This window comes from Uliginosibacterium sediminicola, assembly GCF_039631295.1.
GTDB classification, from domain to species: domain Bacteria; phylum Pseudomonadota; class Gammaproteobacteria; order Burkholderiales; family Rhodocyclaceae; genus Viridibacterium; species Viridibacterium sediminicola.
The window spans coordinates 156,819-171,440 of the sequence record NZ_JBDIVE010000003.1 but is presented as its reverse complement, the minus strand read 5'-3'; the positions used below and the strand labels follow the sequence as shown (position 1 = coordinate 171,440).

The window sequence follows — 14,622 nt, the reverse complement described above, 5'->3', positions numbered from 1 at the left end:
AAGATCAGCGCTCGCCCTTGCGGTAAGGCTTCATCAGCGCCTGCGGATAAGCCGCACGGCGTGCCATGAAAACCAGTGCCGCAATCGACAGCAGGTAAGGCAACATCAGATAAACCTGGTAGGGCAGGATGCCGCCGGCCTGCTGCAGGCGCAGCTGGGCCGCATCGAAAGCGGCGAACAACAGCGCGCCAAGCAGCGCCTTGCCCGGCCGCCAGGAGGCGAACACCACCAGGGCCACGCAGATCCAGCCGCGGCCATTGACCATGTTGAAGAAGAAGGCATTGAAGGCGGACAGGGTCAGGAAGGCGCCCGCCACACCCATCAGCATCGAACCGAGGATGATCGCCAGAGTACGCACGCGAACCACGTCGAGACCCTGGCCCTCGGCCGCCGCCGGACTCTCGCCGACCATGCGCAGGGCCAGTCCGGCCGGCGTGCGATAGATGATCCAGGCCAGCAGCGGCACCAGCAACAAGGCCAGCATGCTCAGCGCAGTTTGCGCAGCCAGCACCGGGCCGATCAGCGGAATGCCTTGCAAGGCCGTCAAGGGCGCAAAGGGCTCGATGGTAGGCGGCGTACTGACCTTGGGAAAACTGACGCGATACGCGAATGAAGCCAGGCTGCTGGCCAGCAGGGTGATGCCCAAGCCCGCCACATGCTGCGAGACGCCCAGCCAGACGGTCAGCATCGCATGCAGCAAGCCGCACAGCGCGCCGGTCAGCGCCGCAACGAGCACCCCGGTCCACAGATCGGCACCGTGGAACACCGCCAACCAGCCGGTGAACGCGCCCGCCACCATGATGCCCTCGATACCCAGATTGAGTACCCCGGAGCGCTCACAGACCAGCACGCCGAGCGTACCGAAAATCAGCGGCGTGGCGATGCGCAAGGTGGCGATCCAGAACGGCACCGAGGCGAGCATGTCAGCCAGCGTGGTCAGGAAGTCCATCATGCACGCCCCCAGCGCAGGCGATAGCGCGTCAGCAAGGCCGCCACCAGCATCGCCAGCAAGGCCGTGGCGACGATCACATCGGCAATGTAATTGGGCACGCCGACGACGCGACTCATGCTGTCGGCGCCAACCAGGACCGCGGCCACAAAGCAGGCCGCGAGCACCACGCCCAGCGGATGCAAACCGGCCAGCATGGCGATCACGATGCCGGCGTAGCCGTAGCCCGGCGACATGTCCAGGGTCACATAACCGGCGCGCCCGGCCACTTCGCCCACCCCCGCCAGGCCGGCCAGCGCGCCGGAAATCAGGGCGCAACACAGCACCGTGCGCTGCACCGGCAAGCCGGCGAAAGCAGCGCCGCGCGCATTAGCGCCGACCGCACGCAGCGCAAAGCCAAAGGTGGTAAAGCGCTCGACCAGCCACATCAGCACCGACAAGCCCAGGGCCAGCAACAAACCGCTGTGCACCCGCGTGCGTTCGAGCAGCTTGGCAAATTCCAGCTCCGGCATGATCGCCACCGACTGCGGCCAGCCCATCGCCAGCGGGTCCTTCATCGGCCCGTCGAGCATCATCGACACCGCCAGCAAGGCAACAAAGTTGAGCAGCAAGCTGGTCACCACTTCATCGACGCCCAGCTTGAGCTTGAGCCAGGCGGGCCCCAGCAACAGCAAGGCGCCGGCCAGCGCACCGGCCAGCAGCATCAGCGGAAAAAGCAGCTGCGGCGCCAGATCGAAACCCGTGCCGCCATGCAAACCGCCGACCGCCACCGCCGCCAGCGCCCCCACGTAAAGCTGGCCCTCGGCGCCGATGTTGTAGAGCCGCGCGCGAAAAGCCACCGCAGCCGCCAGGCCGGTGAGGATCAGCGGCGTGGCGCGGGTCAGGGTTTCGGCAATCGCGAAGCGCGAGCCGAAGGCGCCATCGAGCAGCAAGGCATAAGTACGCCCAACCGGCGCACCGGCCCAGGCGACCAGCAAGGCGCAGATCAGAAAGGTGAACAGGATCGCCGCCAGCGGCGCCAGCAACAGGGCGCCACGCGAGACCTCGCTACGTGCTTCAAGCCGCATCGGCCACCTCCGTCGCAGCCGCGCTGCCCGCCATCGCCAGGCCGATCTGCGCCCGCGTCCAGTGCTCGGTGGCGCGGGCTTCACCCAGCCGCCCCTTGAACATCACCGCCACACGATCAGCAATCGCAAACAATTCATCGAGATCTTCCGAGATCAGCAACACCGCAGCGCCCTGTCGTGCCGCGTCGAGCAGACAGCGATGCACATAGGCCACCGCGCCGATGTCCAGCCCCCAGGTTGGCTGATTGGCGATGATCAGACTGGGCGTGCCGCCCTCGCCCGCCACCGACAAGGCGCGGCCGAGAATCAGCTTCTGCATGTTGCCGCCGGAGAGCACCCGCGTAGCCGCTTCGATGCCCGACAGGCGCACATCGAAGCGCGTCACCAGATCACGCGTAAATTGCCGCGCCGCCTTACGCCGGACGATCCCGCAGCGCGAAAACGCCGGTGTGTGCAAGCGCTCGGAGACGGCGTTCTCCCACACCGGCAAATCACCGACAATGCCTACGGCATGGCGATCTTCGGGGATGCGCGCCACGCCCTGCGCCACCCAGTCGCGGGGCGTGGCGGCCATCGCCCGGCCCTTGAGCAGCACTTCGCCGGTACTGGCAGCGAGGGTGCCGCACAAGAGCTGCGCCAGCGCCAGCTGACCATTGCCCGAGACACCGGCAATGCCAACAATCTCACCGGCGCGAACATCAAGGCTCAAGCCATCGAGCAAGCGCTTGCCCGCTTCGTGCGCCGACACCGCGCGCAACTGCAGCACCCGCTCGCCCGGCATGCGCGACTCACGCTGCGGCAGATTGACACTGCGGCCGACCATCAACTCGGCCAGCTCGGCCTTGCTGGTCTCGTGGGTCGCGCGCACGCTGACCAGCTTGCCCGCACGCAGCACCAGCACACGCTGCGAGACGCGCAGCACTTCGTCGAGCTTGTGACTGATGAAGATGATCGACAGGCCCTGCGCCACCAGCTGGCCCAGCGTGGCAAACAGGGATTCGCTCTCCTGCGGCGTCAGCACCGCAGTCGGCTCGTCGAGGATGAGGATGCGCGCACCGCGATACAGCGCTTTGAGAATCTCGACACGCTGGCGCTCACCCACCGACAAGCTCGCCACCTGAGCATCCGGATCAAGCGCCAGACCAAAGCGCGCGGCCGTCTCCAGCAGACGCGCACGCGCCGCCTTGCGGCGTGAGAAGAGTTGCCACAGCGGCTCGGTGCCGAGCATGACGTTGTCGAGCACGCTGAGATTATCGGCCAGCGTGAAGTGCTGGTGCACCATGCCCACACCGGCAGCCAGCGCGGCTTTCGGATCGCCCGGCGGCAAGCGCTGACCGAACACTTCGATCTCGCCCGCATCCGCCACGTAATGGCCGAAGAGGATGCTTACCAGAGTGCTCTTGCCCGCACCGTTCTCGCCCAGCAAAGCCAGCACTTCGCCGCTAGCCAGTTCGAGCGAGATGTCGTCATTGGCAGTCAGCGCGCCGAAGCGCTTGGTGATGCGCGAAAGCCGCAAGGCCGGAGGTGTCTGGGTCATGGCAAAACTCGGTGGGGGCGCAGACCAGCAATCACGCGCCCGCCACAAGGCGGGCGCGTGAGGCAGGCGCCTGAGGTAAGCGCATAAAGCAGCAGGATAACTCAGTTGGACTTGGGCTCGGTCTCGACGACCTTGACGACAAACTTGCCGTCAAGAATTGCCTTTTCCTTGGCCTTCACCTTGGCCACCACCTCGGCAGGCACCTTCTTCTCGAAGCTTCCCAGCGGCGCCAGTTCCGAGCCCTTGAACTTCATGGTCGAGTACTGGCCGTAGTCCTCGGCGCTGAACTTGCCTTCCTTGACCTTTTTCAGCGCGGCATCAATGGTCGGTTCCATGTTCCACAGTGCCGAAGCCACCACGGTATCGGGGTACTGCGCCTGGGTGTTGATGACGTTGCCGATGGCCAGCTTGCCCTTCTCCTTGGCCGCGTCGGAGACACCGAAACGTTCGGCGTAGAGCACGTCAGCGCCCTTGTCGATCATCGCGAAGGCGGCTTCCTTGGCCTTGGGCGGGTCGAACCAGGAGCCGATGAAACTCACCGTGAACTTCACTTTAGGGTTGATCTCCTGCGCGCCAGCCATGAAGGCGTGCATCAGGCGATTCACTTCAGGAATCGGATAGCCGCCAACCATGCCGATATGGCCGCTCTTGCTGACACCGGCCGCGATCATGCCGGACAGATACGCCGGCTCCTGGATGAAGTTGTCGAACACCGAGAAATTGGGCGCCTGTGGCTTGCCCGATGAACCGAGCAGGAACGAGGTCTTGGGGTAATCCTTGGCCACCTTGCGCGCAGCGGCTTCCACCGCGAAGGCCTCGCCAACGATGAAGCTGTTGCCCTGCTCGGCGTACTGGCGCATCACGCGTTCGTAGTCGGCATTGCTGACGTTCTCGGAGAACACGTAGTCGATCTCGCCACGCGTCTTGGCCGCATTGAGCGCCTTGTGGATGCGCGACACCCACTGCTGCTCGACCGGCACGGTGTAGATCGCAGCCACCTTGATCTTCTGCTGGGCCAAGGCCGGCAAAGGCGCCAGCAGGGCAGCCGCGGTGGCCAGGGCGGCACACAGCAGGCCGCGACGGGAGAATGTATTCATGGGCACTCCTTTTCAAGAAACAGACAGCACTGAAACCCTTGCGCCAACTGGGCGCATCAACTCACGCAATTGCTGCTCATGATACGAGCCCGCAGGCGCGCAAGACGAAACTCTCGACATGTTCCTGCGCGCGACGCATGCCGCGCGCACCGAGCGGCGCACCAGCCACCGCAGTGATCTGACTCTCGAAGTCAGCGTAGGTCTGGGTCATCGCCCACAGACTGAAAAACAGATGCATGGGATCGACGCTGGCCATCTGGCCGGCGCTGATCCAGCCCTCGATGACGCGGCTCTTGCGCTTGACCAGGGCACGCAGATCGGTACGCAGAATATCGCCGATGTGCACGGCGCCATGCAGCATCTCGTTGGCAAACACGCGTGAGGCGTCAGGGCGCTCGGCCGTCAGCTGCATCTTGTGACGGATGTACTGACGCAGCGCATCGGCCGGTGCAGCCTCGGGCTGGATCGCCTCGGCGCCCTCCAGCCACAGCGCCAGGATATTGGCCAGCACGGCGCGGTAAAGCGCCTCCTTGGTGCCGAAGTAATAATGCAATGTGGATTTCGGCAAACCCGCTGCCTGCGCCAGCTCGCTCATGCTGGAGCCGGCAAAACCGGCACGTGCAAACACCTGCTCGGCCGCCTGGAGGATCGTATGTTCCTGCTCCTGGCGGATGCGTCCCGGCTTGACTGCGCGCGATGCCTCAGCAGAGGCATCGCGACTTGAAGCTCCCCTCTCCTTGAGGAGAGGGGCTGGGGGAGAGCTGGGATGGCTGGAGCCTAGCTCTAGATCTGTTGCCTTCCCCAAACGCTTCGACAGCACCGCCATCACTTCGTCCCGAAGATCCGGTCGCCCGCGTCGCCCAGACCGGGCACGATGTAGCCATGGTCATTGAGGTGCCAGTCAATCGAGGCCGTGGTGACCGGCACATCCGGGTGGGCCGCCAGCAGATTGCGCAGGCCCTCAGGCGCAGCCAGCAGACAGGCGAACTTGATGCTGGTGACGCCGACTTCCTTGAGGCGGTCCAGCGCGGCAATCGCCGAGTGACCGGTGGCCAGCATCGGGTCGAGCACGATCACCAGACGGTCCTGGATGTCCTCGGGCACCTTGAAGTAGTACTCCACGGCTTCGAGCGACTCCGGATCGCGGTAGAGACCGATATGGCCGACGCGTGCGCCGGGCAGCAGATCGATCATGCCGTCGAGCATGCCGGTGCCGGCACGCAGGATGGACACCAGACAGAGCTTCTTGCCACTGATCACCGGCGAATCGAAAGTGGTCAGCGGCGTGGTGATGGCGATCTTCTCGGTCGGCAGATCACGGGTGATCTCGTAGGCCATCATGTGCGAGATCTCGCGCACCAGGCGGCGGAAGTTGTCCGTCGTGGTGTCGGCGCTGCGCACGTAGGAGAGCTTGTGTTGCAACAGCGGATGATTGATCACGCTGACATTGTCGAATTCATTTGCGGACATCACTGACTCCTTTAAAAATCTAGAAAACGGTTCCATCACTGATCAGCGTCAGCGGCGGTCCGCCACCGGGACGCAGCTCGGCGGCGATACGGCGACCGGCCGCCCAGGTGCCGCCTTCGAGCACGCGGGCCAGCGGAAACTGCGCCGCGCTCAGACCCAACTCAGTGCGCACGGCAGCGGCGATGCGGTCCAGCGCAATCACGGTGAGCGCGCGCCATTCGACGATCGCCTCATCATCAACCTGCCAGCTGCGCGTTGCAAAATCGGCTGCGCGCGGCTCCAGCAAACCCAGGTCGAGCAGCAAACCGCCATTGCGGTACTCCGGCAAACCGGTCAGCGCATCGATGCCCTCGATCTGCAAACCACTCCATTCCAGCTGCTCCAGCAAGGAGTATGTCAGCCATTGCGTCAGCTTGTGGAACGGCAGCAGACCATCGGCCAGCGCGGGATGCCGCCAGCAGTCGCCAAGCGACACGCCATCCAGCGCGATCCGCCCCGGCCACACCGGGCCCAGCGCGTGGAGCAGCGTTTCGAGCACGACAGCGGCTTTGAGCACACCATCATGACTCTTGCTCAGCAAGTAGTCGTAGAGATTACCCAGGCGCGCCGGCGTGCCGAACACGGCGGGGGTTGCGGCAATCACCTCACCGAGACGGCGCAGCAAGGTCGCCCGCCCTTCCAGGCCCACCAGCGGATTGTCTGCCGTGACCTGGAAAGCCTCGGCCAGGCGCTGCGGAGTGATCGCCTGCAAAGCGCTGGCATCGCAGCGCAGCGGCTGCACGGCATCCGCCGACAAAGCGCCCGACTCAAACATGCGCAAGCTGGCCACGCCCAGACCTTCCGAACGTGCATGCGTTTGGCCCGTCGCCGCATCGGCAAACTTCCAGGCCGCGCCTGCCCCTGCATCGAGCAACACGCTGGGAATCACCAGATCGATGGCGATGCGTGCGCGCTCGGCCTTGTCGGCGTCCAGGCCGTGGGCGGTGGCCAGCGCCTGCCAGCGATCCACACCGCCCGCTTCAAAATGCCGCTGACGGCTGTGATAAGGCACCTGCAGATCGGGGTAGCGCAGTCGGATCGTCTCGGCCACATAACGCGCCACCACCGGCAGCTTGTCTGCATGCCAGACAAAATTCGGCGACGCGCCGCTCTCGACGTAGCGCATCACCACAGCGCAGCGCTCGCGCACGGCCGCAGCCGAGAGCAAAGCGGCTGCCGGATGATCGGCCGCCACCGGGGTATGCCATCCAGATTGATTGAGCGTCATTCGTCGAGCCCCCGGCCCTTGGCCAGTGTCAGTTCGGCGGCTTCGGGCACGCTTTCGGAGAAGTAACCAGCGGCCTTCTTGGCATCCATTTCGACCTTGGCATCGGCCGGGATCAGCTCGTCAGGAATTGGCACGCGCTCGACGACCTCGATGCCCTGTGCGACGAGGGCGCCATGCTTCATGTCGCTCATCGAAGCCCAGCGGTCGATGCGCGTGATGCCCAGCCAGTGGAAGACATCAGGCATCAGCTCCTGGAAGCGCATGTCCTGCACGCCGGCCACGCATTCGGTACGCGCGAAATAGGTCTCGGCGCGGTCACCACCGACCTGACGCTTGCGTGCGTTATAAACGAGGAACTTGGTGACTTCGCCGAGCGCGCGTCCTTCCTTGCGGTTGTACACCACGAGGCCGACGCCACCGCGCTGCGCCATCTCGATACACACTTCGATACCGTGTGCGAGGTAAGGGCGGCAGGTGCAGATATCGGAACCGAACACGTCCGAGCCATTGCATTCGTCATGCAGACGGCAGGCCACCTTGGTTTCCGGCTTGCCGAGTTTTTCGACATCACCGAAGAAGTAGAGCGTCATGCCGCCAATGGGGGGCAGGAAAACCTTGAGGTCGTTACGCGTCACCAGCTCGGGGAACATGCCACCGGTCTGCTCGAACAAGGCACGGCGCAGCGCACTCTCCTTGATGCCGAAACGTTCGGCCACTCCCGGCAGGTACCACACCGGATCAATCGCCGCCTTGGTCACGCGCACATCACCGTTCTCGGCAAGGATGTCGCCATCGGGCTTGAGGCGCCCGGCGGTGATCGCGTCCTTGAGTTCGGGCATATTGATGTGCGCCTTGGTAATCGCAATGCTGGGGCGCACGTCGAGGCCCGCCGCGATCTGCTCGGCAAATACCTCGGAGACGCAATGCCCCCAGGGGTCGAGCGAGATGATCTTGCCCGGCTCGGTCCATTGCGGATTCGGGCCGATGCGCGCCACCGGCGCGGTATTGGTGAGGTCCGGGCGGTGCTCGCGATCCAGATGGCCAGAGGCCACGGCCAGCGCGCGATACACCGAGTACGACCCGGAATGCGTACCGATGACATTGCGTGTCGCCGGCTGAGTGAGACTGGCGACCAGCGGGCCTCGGGCGAGCGCGCTGCTGGCCCCCCAATGCACCTGTCCCGCTTGTGTTGCGCTACCACTGTGTGGATGCGATGTGAGCTTGATATGGTCCGACATGGGCTTGCTCCAAAAAATCTGACCGAATGGTCAGCTTTTAAAGCCAGCTACAAGCCAGTTCTGTGCCATGCAGAAAAGCGCCGGATTCATGTTCAAAGACGGCAAACATGCACCGCGACAAAGCCAAATCGGGACGGCAGGAGCCGCAACAGTGCAATCACCAGAACTTCCACCACCAGGTGCGTCGCTCCATGGTCTCGCGCACATGGGCCGACCATTCCTGCGCCGTGCCCACCTTGACCAGGTATTCGCCGAAGCGCTTGTCGGCCTCACTGATGTGCTGTATCAGCCAGACCTTGAGGAAATCCAGCTGATCCGGCGAGATCTCGGTGTGCTCGGCATCCAGAGTCTGCTGCAGCTGCTTGATCTGCAGCATCAGCGCTTCATGGATGTGTTTGTGATGGCCAAAGCCCGGATAGCCGAAGACGCGCATCAGGCTCTCTTCGACGACGAAATGGGTGCGTGTGTAATCGGCCAGGTCATTGAGCGCGGCGCGTGTGCGGTCGAGCGGCTGATGCGCGCTGATCGATGCGTGCAAGGCATTGAGCAGATTGACCAGTTCCTGGTGCTGGGCGTCGATCTCCTCGACACCGACATTCAATTGCGCAGACCACGGGAATAACGCCTGCTGTGCAGTCTCTTCCATGCTTTGCCTTCCTTCGCCAGAGCCAGCACGAAGGGTACGACCAGATCGGCGTGCGGCGGCTGACCTCAGTCAATCAGCCCGTCCGCGCGCAAGCGCAAGACCACTTGACGCGCCGCCGGTGCGCATTGCCCGGCTTCGGCTGCCGCCAGCCAGTGCAGCGCCTCGATCTCGGCCTGCGGTGCAGGCGCTCCGCTGGCGTCCGCGAAGTAACAGGCCATGTGCACCTGCATCTGGACCGCCAGACCGTGCGACACATCCTCGACCACACAGCAGGGCGACAGACTCGCCTGATCGAGCTGTACACCCAGCTCTTCGCGGACTTCGCGGCTCAGCGCTGCGGCATCGCTCTCCCCGGCTTCGCGCTTGCCGCCGGGCAGATACCAGGCATCGCGGCCACGCGTGCGCACGACGAGCAGGCGCCGCTCGCGCACGCAAACCCAGGCCAGAACGTCGAGCGTCGTCACCCGCTTTACTTCATGGTCGGCATGGTGAATTCCGCACCGGAGCGAATCCCGGTCGGCCAGCGGCTGGTAACGGTTTTCAGGCGCGTGTAGAAGCGCACGCCTTCCATGCCGTGCATGGAGTGATCGCCGAACATCGATTGCTTCCAGCCACCAAAGCTGTGGAAGGCCATCGGCACCGGGATCGGTACATTGACGCCGACCATGCCGATCTCGACGCGGCGCACGAACTCGCGCGCGCAGTCGCCATCACGCGTGAACAGCGCGACGCCATTGCCATAGGCGTGTTCGCCGATGAGCGACAGCGCCGCTTCAAAGTCCGGCACGCGCACCACGGCCAGCACCGGGCCGAAGATTTCCTCGCGCCACAGACTCATCTCAGGCCTGACCTTGTCGAACAGGCAGGCACCAAGGAAGAAGCCCGCTTCATGGCCAGCGACGCTGAGCGCACGGCCATCCACCACCAGCTCCGCTCCTTCCGCCACACCGGCGTCGACATAGCCACGCACCTTGTCACAGTGCTGACGCGTAACCAGAGGGCCCATTTCGGAAGCCGCATCGTCACCGGGCCCAACACGCAGCGCGCGCGCCTTGTCGGCGAGCCTGGCGACCAGCGCGTCGGCCACATCGCCGACTGCCACTGCAACCGAGATCGCCATGCAGCGCTCGCCGGCCGAGCCGTAAGCCGCGCCCATCAAGGCGTCGACGGCCTGGTCGAGATCGGCATCCGGCATCACCACCAGATGGTTTTTGGCACCGCCGAGCGCCTGCACGCGCTTGCCGTGTGCGGTCGCGGTGGCGTAGATATGGCGCGCAATGGGCGTCGAGCCGACAAAGCTGATCGCGGCGATATCCGGGTGCACCAACAGCGCGTTGACCGCCTCAGCGTCGCCCTGCAAAACACTGAACACCCCGTCGGGCAAGCCAGCTTGCTTGAGCAGATCGGCAAGGAACAGGCTGGCTGAGGGATCACGCTCGGAAGGCTTGAGAATGAAGGCATTGCCGCAAGCCAGTGCCACCGGCAGCATCCACAGCGGCACCATGGCCGGGAAGTTGAAGGGCGTGATACCTGCCACCACACCCAGCGGCTGGCGCAGGCTGTAGCTGTCTACGCCAGTACCAACCTGGTCGGAAAACTCGCCCTTGATGAGGTGCGGCATGCCGCAAGCGAACTCCACCACTTCGAGCCCGCGCGTCACCTCGCCGAACGCATCGCTCTGCACCTTGCCGTGCTCGCGGCTGATGATCGCGGCCAGCTCGGCCTGATGCAGTTCGAGCAACTCCTTGAATTTGAACATCACGCGCGCACGGCGCAGCGGCGAAGTATCACCCCAGGCGCGCTGCGCCGCCTTGGCACTGGCGACAACACGTTCCACATCGGCCTGATCGGCCAACAGCACTTTCGCAATCTGCTCGCCACTGGCGGGGTTGAACACCGGGCTGCTGCGGGTGCTGCTGCCGGCGTCGCGCTGGCCGGCAATGAAGTGGGTGATCTGTTCCATCATGCGTTCCTTGAGAAGCGGAAGCACGTCATTGTGGCAGGGCGTGCCGGGCGCCGGGTTGCGCAAACAGAATAAGCATCATCTTCAGCCGACGAATGCATGCCCGGCATTACCAACTGTTACATCTGGCTGAGGCTGGGAATACCTGTGAGCGCCGCGATAGCACGATAATTAGCGCGCACGCCTCGCACACGGCCTGCAACGCCCACAGGAGACTGATCATGAACAACAAGGCTTTGCCCATCCGCCTGCTCGCCCTGGTGCTGGGCCTGCTGTCCCTGCTCTGCCTGGTCAATGCGGCCCCGGCAGCCGAGCGCGAAGACGACAGCCCGCCGCCAGCACGCGTTGCCAGGTTGGGCTATATCGCCGGCAACGTCAGCTTCGCGCCGGGCGATCAGGACAAATGGTCGGCTGCGCTGCTCAACCGTCCGCTGACCGCGGGCGACAGGCTGTGGGTTGCACCGGGCGGCCGCGCCGAACTGCATGTCGGCTCGACCGCGCTGCGCCTGGCTGGTGGCACTGCGCTGCAGATCCTCTACCTGGGTGACGAAGATCTCAAACTCAAGCTCAGCAGCGGCAGCCTGGCACTACGCGTGCGCGACTACCCGGACAATGAATACATCGAGGTCGACACGCCCAATTTCGGCTTCACCGTCAAAGCCAGTGGCGACTACCGCTTCGACGTCGACAACGAACGCAACAGCACCAGCCTGAGTCTGCGCCGTGGTCGCGGTGCGGCCTACACCGAGGATACGTCCCGCCCATCCGTGCAACTGGCGGCGGGTCAGCGCGTGCGCTTTGAAGGGCAGGACCTGCTGATGCGCGAGAGCGGCGGCCTTGGCCCGCGCGATGATTTCGACAACTGGGTGGCACAGCGCGATGCCCGCGACGATGCCTCGCCGAGTGCGCGCTACGTGTCGCGCGACATGCCCGGCTATCAGGAGCTCGACGAATACGGCGACTGGAGTCAGTTCGATGGCTATGGCGCAGTGTGGCTGCCGCGTGCCGTCCCCGTGGGCTGGGCGCCCTACCATGCCGGGCACTGGGCGTGGATCGAGCCCTGGGGCTGGACCTGGATCGATGATGCCGCCTGGGGCTTTGCGCCCTTCCACTACGGCCGCTGGGCGCGCTTTGGCGAGCGCTGGGGCTGGGTGCCCGGACCGGTGGTGCGACGCCCGGTTTACGCGCCGGCCCTGGTTGCCTTCGTCGGCGCACGCAATGGTAGCTGGAGTGTTTCGCTGAGCAGCGGACAGCCCGGCATTGCCTGGTTCGCACTGGGCCCCAACGAAGCGTATCGTCCGGCCTACACACGCGACACACGCTATGTCGAACGCATCAATCCTTTCATCCGACTTGACCGCAATCCGGGTAGCTACATCAACCAGCGCATTCCACACGCGATTGCGGTGATGCCCGAGCGCGACTTCCTGCGCGGCGTGCCGGCGCGGCCGGGCGTACAGCCGGCCTTGCGCGAGCGCGATTTCAACCAACTGCCGGTACAGGAGCGGCTGCCGCTGCGCCCGTCGCGTGACAGCCTGCGCGGCAATGCGCCGCAAGCACGCGAGCTGCCGCCGGCGCAGCTGTTCCGCCTGCCGGTGATGAACGAGCGCAGCCCTGCCGCAGATCAGCGCCAGCCTGCACGCGAGCAGGTCCAGCCGCGTCGCGCCGAACCGGGCTTTGTCGCGCCACGCAGCAATGAGCGGGCACCGCGCGATGAAGAATCACCACGCACGCCGGAGCGTCGTGCAGAGCCGCAGCGTGAGCGCGCCCCGGCTGCTGCGCCGATCAGCGCGCCGCCGCCACGCGTGGCACCGGCCCCCAGCGCAGCGCCGGCACCCGGCTTCACGCCGGCAATCCCGCAGAGCGAACGCCGCGTCGAGATCCGCCAGCCGGAAGAACGCCGCAGCGTGCCACGCATGGAATCGATCCGCGAAGATCGTTCCAATGAGCGCTTGATCGAACGCGCACCGGAGCAAGGCGTACGCCGCATGCAGACCCAGCCCGACACACCGCGTACACCAGCGCCAGCACCTGGCGCCACACCGGCCCCAGTGGCCGCACCGCCGGCAGCCCCCGGCGCTGAACAACGCGGCAATGCGCGCAAGCCGGACGAACGCGCGCCGCGCCCGTTTAACTGATTGCCCGCAATAGGGGCAAGCGCGCTCAGAGCACGCTTCGCATGCGGCGCAAGGCTTCCTCGATGCGCCCGACTTCGGTGGTGTAGGCCAGCCGGAGCCAGCGCTCAGGCTGACGGCGGACGAAATCGATGCCCGGCGTAGTAGCCACGCCGGCGTCTTCGAGAAAACGCCGCGCCAGCACAGCGGCGTCTGCCGCCACCGCACTGACATCGGCCCAGGCGTAGAACGCGCCCTCGGGCCGTGCTGGCACCTGCAAGCCCAGCGCTTCCAGACCATCGAGCAGCAGCCGGCGGCGCACGTCCAGCTCGGCACGGCGTGCCTCAAAGATCGCCGTGCTCTCGGCACTAAAGGCCGCCAGCGCGGTGTGCTGGGCCGGCGCCGAGGCGCAGATCGTGTAGTGCTGGGCGAGCCGTTCCAGATCCCGCACGCAGGCTTGTGGCGCAACCAGCCAGCCCAGGCGCCAGCCAGTCATGCCGAAGTATTTCGAAAAGCTGTTGATGACGAAGACATCCTCACCAAGACTCAGCGCAGTGCTCGGCGCCGTCCCGTAGCTGAGCCCCTGATAGATTTCATCGACCAGCAAGCTGCCGCCACGCGCCTTCACCAGAGCATGAATGCGGGCCAGCTCGGCCGGCGCGATCAAGGTGCCGGTGGGATTGGCCGGGCTGGCCAGCATGATGCCGCGTGTCTGCGCCGTCCATGCCGCCGCGACCTGATCGGCACGCGGCTGGAAGGCGCTGCTGGCATCGACAGCCAAGGCCTGTGGCAGCCCCGAGAAAGCACGCACGAACTGCTGATTGCAGGGATAACCGGGATCGGGCAGCAGCCAGTGATCGCCGGGCTCGGTGAGCAAGGCATGCGCCAGCATCAACGCGCCGGATGCGCCGGCGGTCACCAGGATGCGCTCGGGCGACACTGCCACGCCAAAGCGTTCGGCATAGTGCCGGGCAATCGCCTCGCGCAGCGCGGGCAGCCCTGCCGCCGGCGTGTAATCGACGCGGCCCTGGGCGAGATAACGCTGCGCCGCCTCAAGAATGGTCGGCGCCAGCGGAAAGTCCGGCTCGCCAACCTCCATGTGGATGATGTCGCGCCCCTGCGCCTGCAGCGCCTGGGCACGTGCCAGAAGCTCCATGACATGAAAGGGCGGGATGTTGCGTGCGCGCTGCGCAATGTGCTGGGACACGGTCTTTCCTTGCTGCAAGGACAGCGCGCATTTTACGGCAAGGCGCAGACGCACTTCTGGATACAGA

13 protein-coding genes are annotated in these 14,622 nt (G+C 65.1%); 1 reads left to right on the top strand and 12 read right to left on the bottom strand.

Features of this window, described 5'->3' with window-relative positions:
- Positions 1 to 4 precede the first annotated feature (4 nt).
- The 11 genes from ABDB84_RS07770 to ABDB84_RS07720 all read right to left on the bottom strand — a co-directional run bounded on the left by ABDB84_RS07770 (position 5) and on the right by ABDB84_RS07720 (position 11,237).
- Positions 5 to 952 (bottom strand): ABC transporter permease, encoded by a 948-nt coding sequence (locus ABDB84_RS07770; RefSeq protein ID WP_345919142.1) that lies wholly within the window; start codon positions 950 to 952, stop codon positions 5 to 7.
- On the bottom strand, positions 949 to 2,016 hold the full coding sequence (locus ABDB84_RS07765) for an ABC transporter permease (RefSeq protein ID WP_345919141.1): 1,068 nt from the start codon (positions 2,014 to 2,016) through the stop codon (positions 949 to 951). Before ABDB84_RS07765 ends, ABDB84_RS07770 begins: the two co-directional genes overlap by 4 nt.
- Positions 2,006 to 3,553, bottom strand: coding sequence for an ABC transporter ATP-binding protein (locus ABDB84_RS07760; protein ID WP_345919140.1), 1,548 nt, complete (start codon positions 3,551 to 3,553; stop codon positions 2,006 to 2,008). Before ABDB84_RS07760 ends, ABDB84_RS07765 begins: the two co-directional genes overlap by 11 nt.
- Before the next feature lie 101 nt (positions 3,554 to 3,654).
- A complete protein-coding gene (locus ABDB84_RS07755) occupies positions 3,655 to 4,650 on the bottom strand; it encodes a BMP family protein (RefSeq protein WP_345919139.1) in 996 nt (331 codons plus the stop codon).
- Between the two features lie 76 nt (positions 4,651 to 4,726).
- Positions 4,727 to 5,476: a TetR/AcrR family transcriptional regulator gene (locus tag ABDB84_RS07750; RefSeq protein WP_345919138.1), complete on the bottom strand. Its 750-nt coding sequence runs from the start codon at positions 5,474 to 5,476 to the stop codon at positions 4,727 to 4,729.
- Positions 5,476 to 6,120, bottom strand: coding sequence for a uracil phosphoribosyltransferase (gene upp, locus ABDB84_RS07745; protein ID WP_345919137.1), 645 nt, complete (start codon positions 6,118 to 6,120; stop codon positions 5,476 to 5,478). Before upp ends, ABDB84_RS07750 begins: the two co-directional genes overlap by 1 nt.
- A 19-nt stretch (positions 6,121 to 6,139) precedes the next feature.
- Positions 6,140 to 7,387, bottom strand: coding sequence for a URC4/urg3 family protein (locus ABDB84_RS07740; RefSeq protein WP_345919136.1), 1,248 nt, complete (start codon positions 7,385 to 7,387; stop codon positions 6,140 to 6,142).
- Positions 7,384 to 8,625, bottom strand: coding sequence for a GTP cyclohydrolase II (locus ABDB84_RS07735; RefSeq protein WP_345919135.1), 1,242 nt, complete (start codon positions 8,623 to 8,625; stop codon positions 7,384 to 7,386). The genes ABDB84_RS07740 and ABDB84_RS07735 overlap by 4 nt, the downstream gene beginning before the upstream one ends.
- A gap of 157 nt (positions 8,626 to 8,782) precedes the next feature.
- Entirely contained in the window at positions 8,783 to 9,271 is a 489-nt protein-coding gene (locus ABDB84_RS07730) for a bacteriohemerythrin (RefSeq protein WP_345919134.1), read from the bottom strand.
- A 65-nt stretch (positions 9,272 to 9,336) separates the two neighbouring features.
- On the bottom strand, positions 9,337 to 9,735 hold the full coding sequence (locus ABDB84_RS07725) for an NUDIX hydrolase (protein WP_345919133.1): 399 nt from the start codon (positions 9,733 to 9,735) through the stop codon (positions 9,337 to 9,339).
- Positions 9,736 to 9,740: 5 nt separating this feature from the next.
- Complete coding sequence (locus ABDB84_RS07720; protein ID WP_345919132.1) at positions 9,741 to 11,237, bottom strand: CoA-acylating methylmalonate-semialdehyde dehydrogenase; 1,497 nt, start codon at positions 11,235 to 11,237, stop codon at positions 9,741 to 9,743.
- A 218-nt stretch (positions 11,238 to 11,455) separates the two neighbouring features.
- Here ABDB84_RS07720 and ABDB84_RS07715 point away from each other — a divergent pair, with 218 nt between their 5' ends.
- On the top strand, positions 11,456 to 13,372 hold the full coding sequence (locus ABDB84_RS07715) for a DUF6600 domain-containing protein (protein ID WP_345919131.1): 1,917 nt from the start codon (positions 11,456 to 11,458) through the stop codon (positions 13,370 to 13,372).
- A 25-nt stretch (positions 13,373 to 13,397) separates the two neighbouring features.
- Here the strand turns inward: ABDB84_RS07715 and ABDB84_RS07710 are convergent, their stop codons facing one another.
- Positions 13,398 to 14,555, bottom strand: a complete 1,158-nt coding sequence (locus ABDB84_RS07710; RefSeq protein ID WP_345919130.1) for a pyridoxal phosphate-dependent aminotransferase — start codon at positions 14,553 to 14,555, stop codon at positions 13,398 to 13,400.
- Between the last annotated feature and the right edge of the window lie 67 nt (positions 14,556 to 14,622).

Coding starts and splice junctions, on each gene's coding strand:
- ABDB84_RS07770 (WP_345919142.1), bottom strand. CDS start 952: ATGATGGACTTCCTGACCACGCTGGCTGACATGCTCGCCTCGGTGCCG.
- ABDB84_RS07765 (WP_345919141.1), bottom strand. CDS start 2,016: ATGCGGCTTGAAGCACGTAGCGAGGTCTCGCGTGGCGCCCTGTTGCTG.
- ABDB84_RS07760 (WP_345919140.1), bottom strand. CDS start 3,553: ATGACCCAGACACCTCCGGCCTTGCGGCTTTCGCGCATCACCAAGCGC.
- ABDB84_RS07755 (WP_345919139.1), bottom strand. CDS start 4,650: ATGAATACATTCTCCCGTCGCGGCCTGCTGTGTGCCGCCCTGGCCACC.
- ABDB84_RS07750 (WP_345919138.1), bottom strand. CDS start 5,476: ATGGCGGTGCTGTCGAAGCGTTTGGGGAAGGCAACAGATCTAGAGCTA.
- upp (WP_345919137.1), bottom strand. CDS start 6,120: ATGTCCGCAAATGAATTCGACAATGTCAGCGTGATCAATCATCCGCTG.
- ABDB84_RS07740 (WP_345919136.1), bottom strand. CDS start 7,387: ATGACGCTCAATCAATCTGGATGGCATACCCCGGTGGCGGCCGATCAT.
- ABDB84_RS07735 (WP_345919135.1), bottom strand. CDS start 8,625: ATGTCGGACCATATCAAGCTCACATCGCATCCACACAGTGGTAGCGCA.
- ABDB84_RS07730 (WP_345919134.1), bottom strand. CDS start 9,271: ATGGAAGAGACTGCACAGCAGGCGTTATTCCCGTGGTCTGCGCAATTG.
- ABDB84_RS07720 (WP_345919132.1), bottom strand. CDS start 11,237: ATGATGGAACAGATCACCCACTTCATTGCCGGCCAGCGCGACGCCGGC.
- ABDB84_RS07715 (WP_345919131.1), top strand. CDS start 11,456: ATGAACAACAAGGCTTTGCCCATCCGCCTGCTCGCCCTGGTGCTGGGC.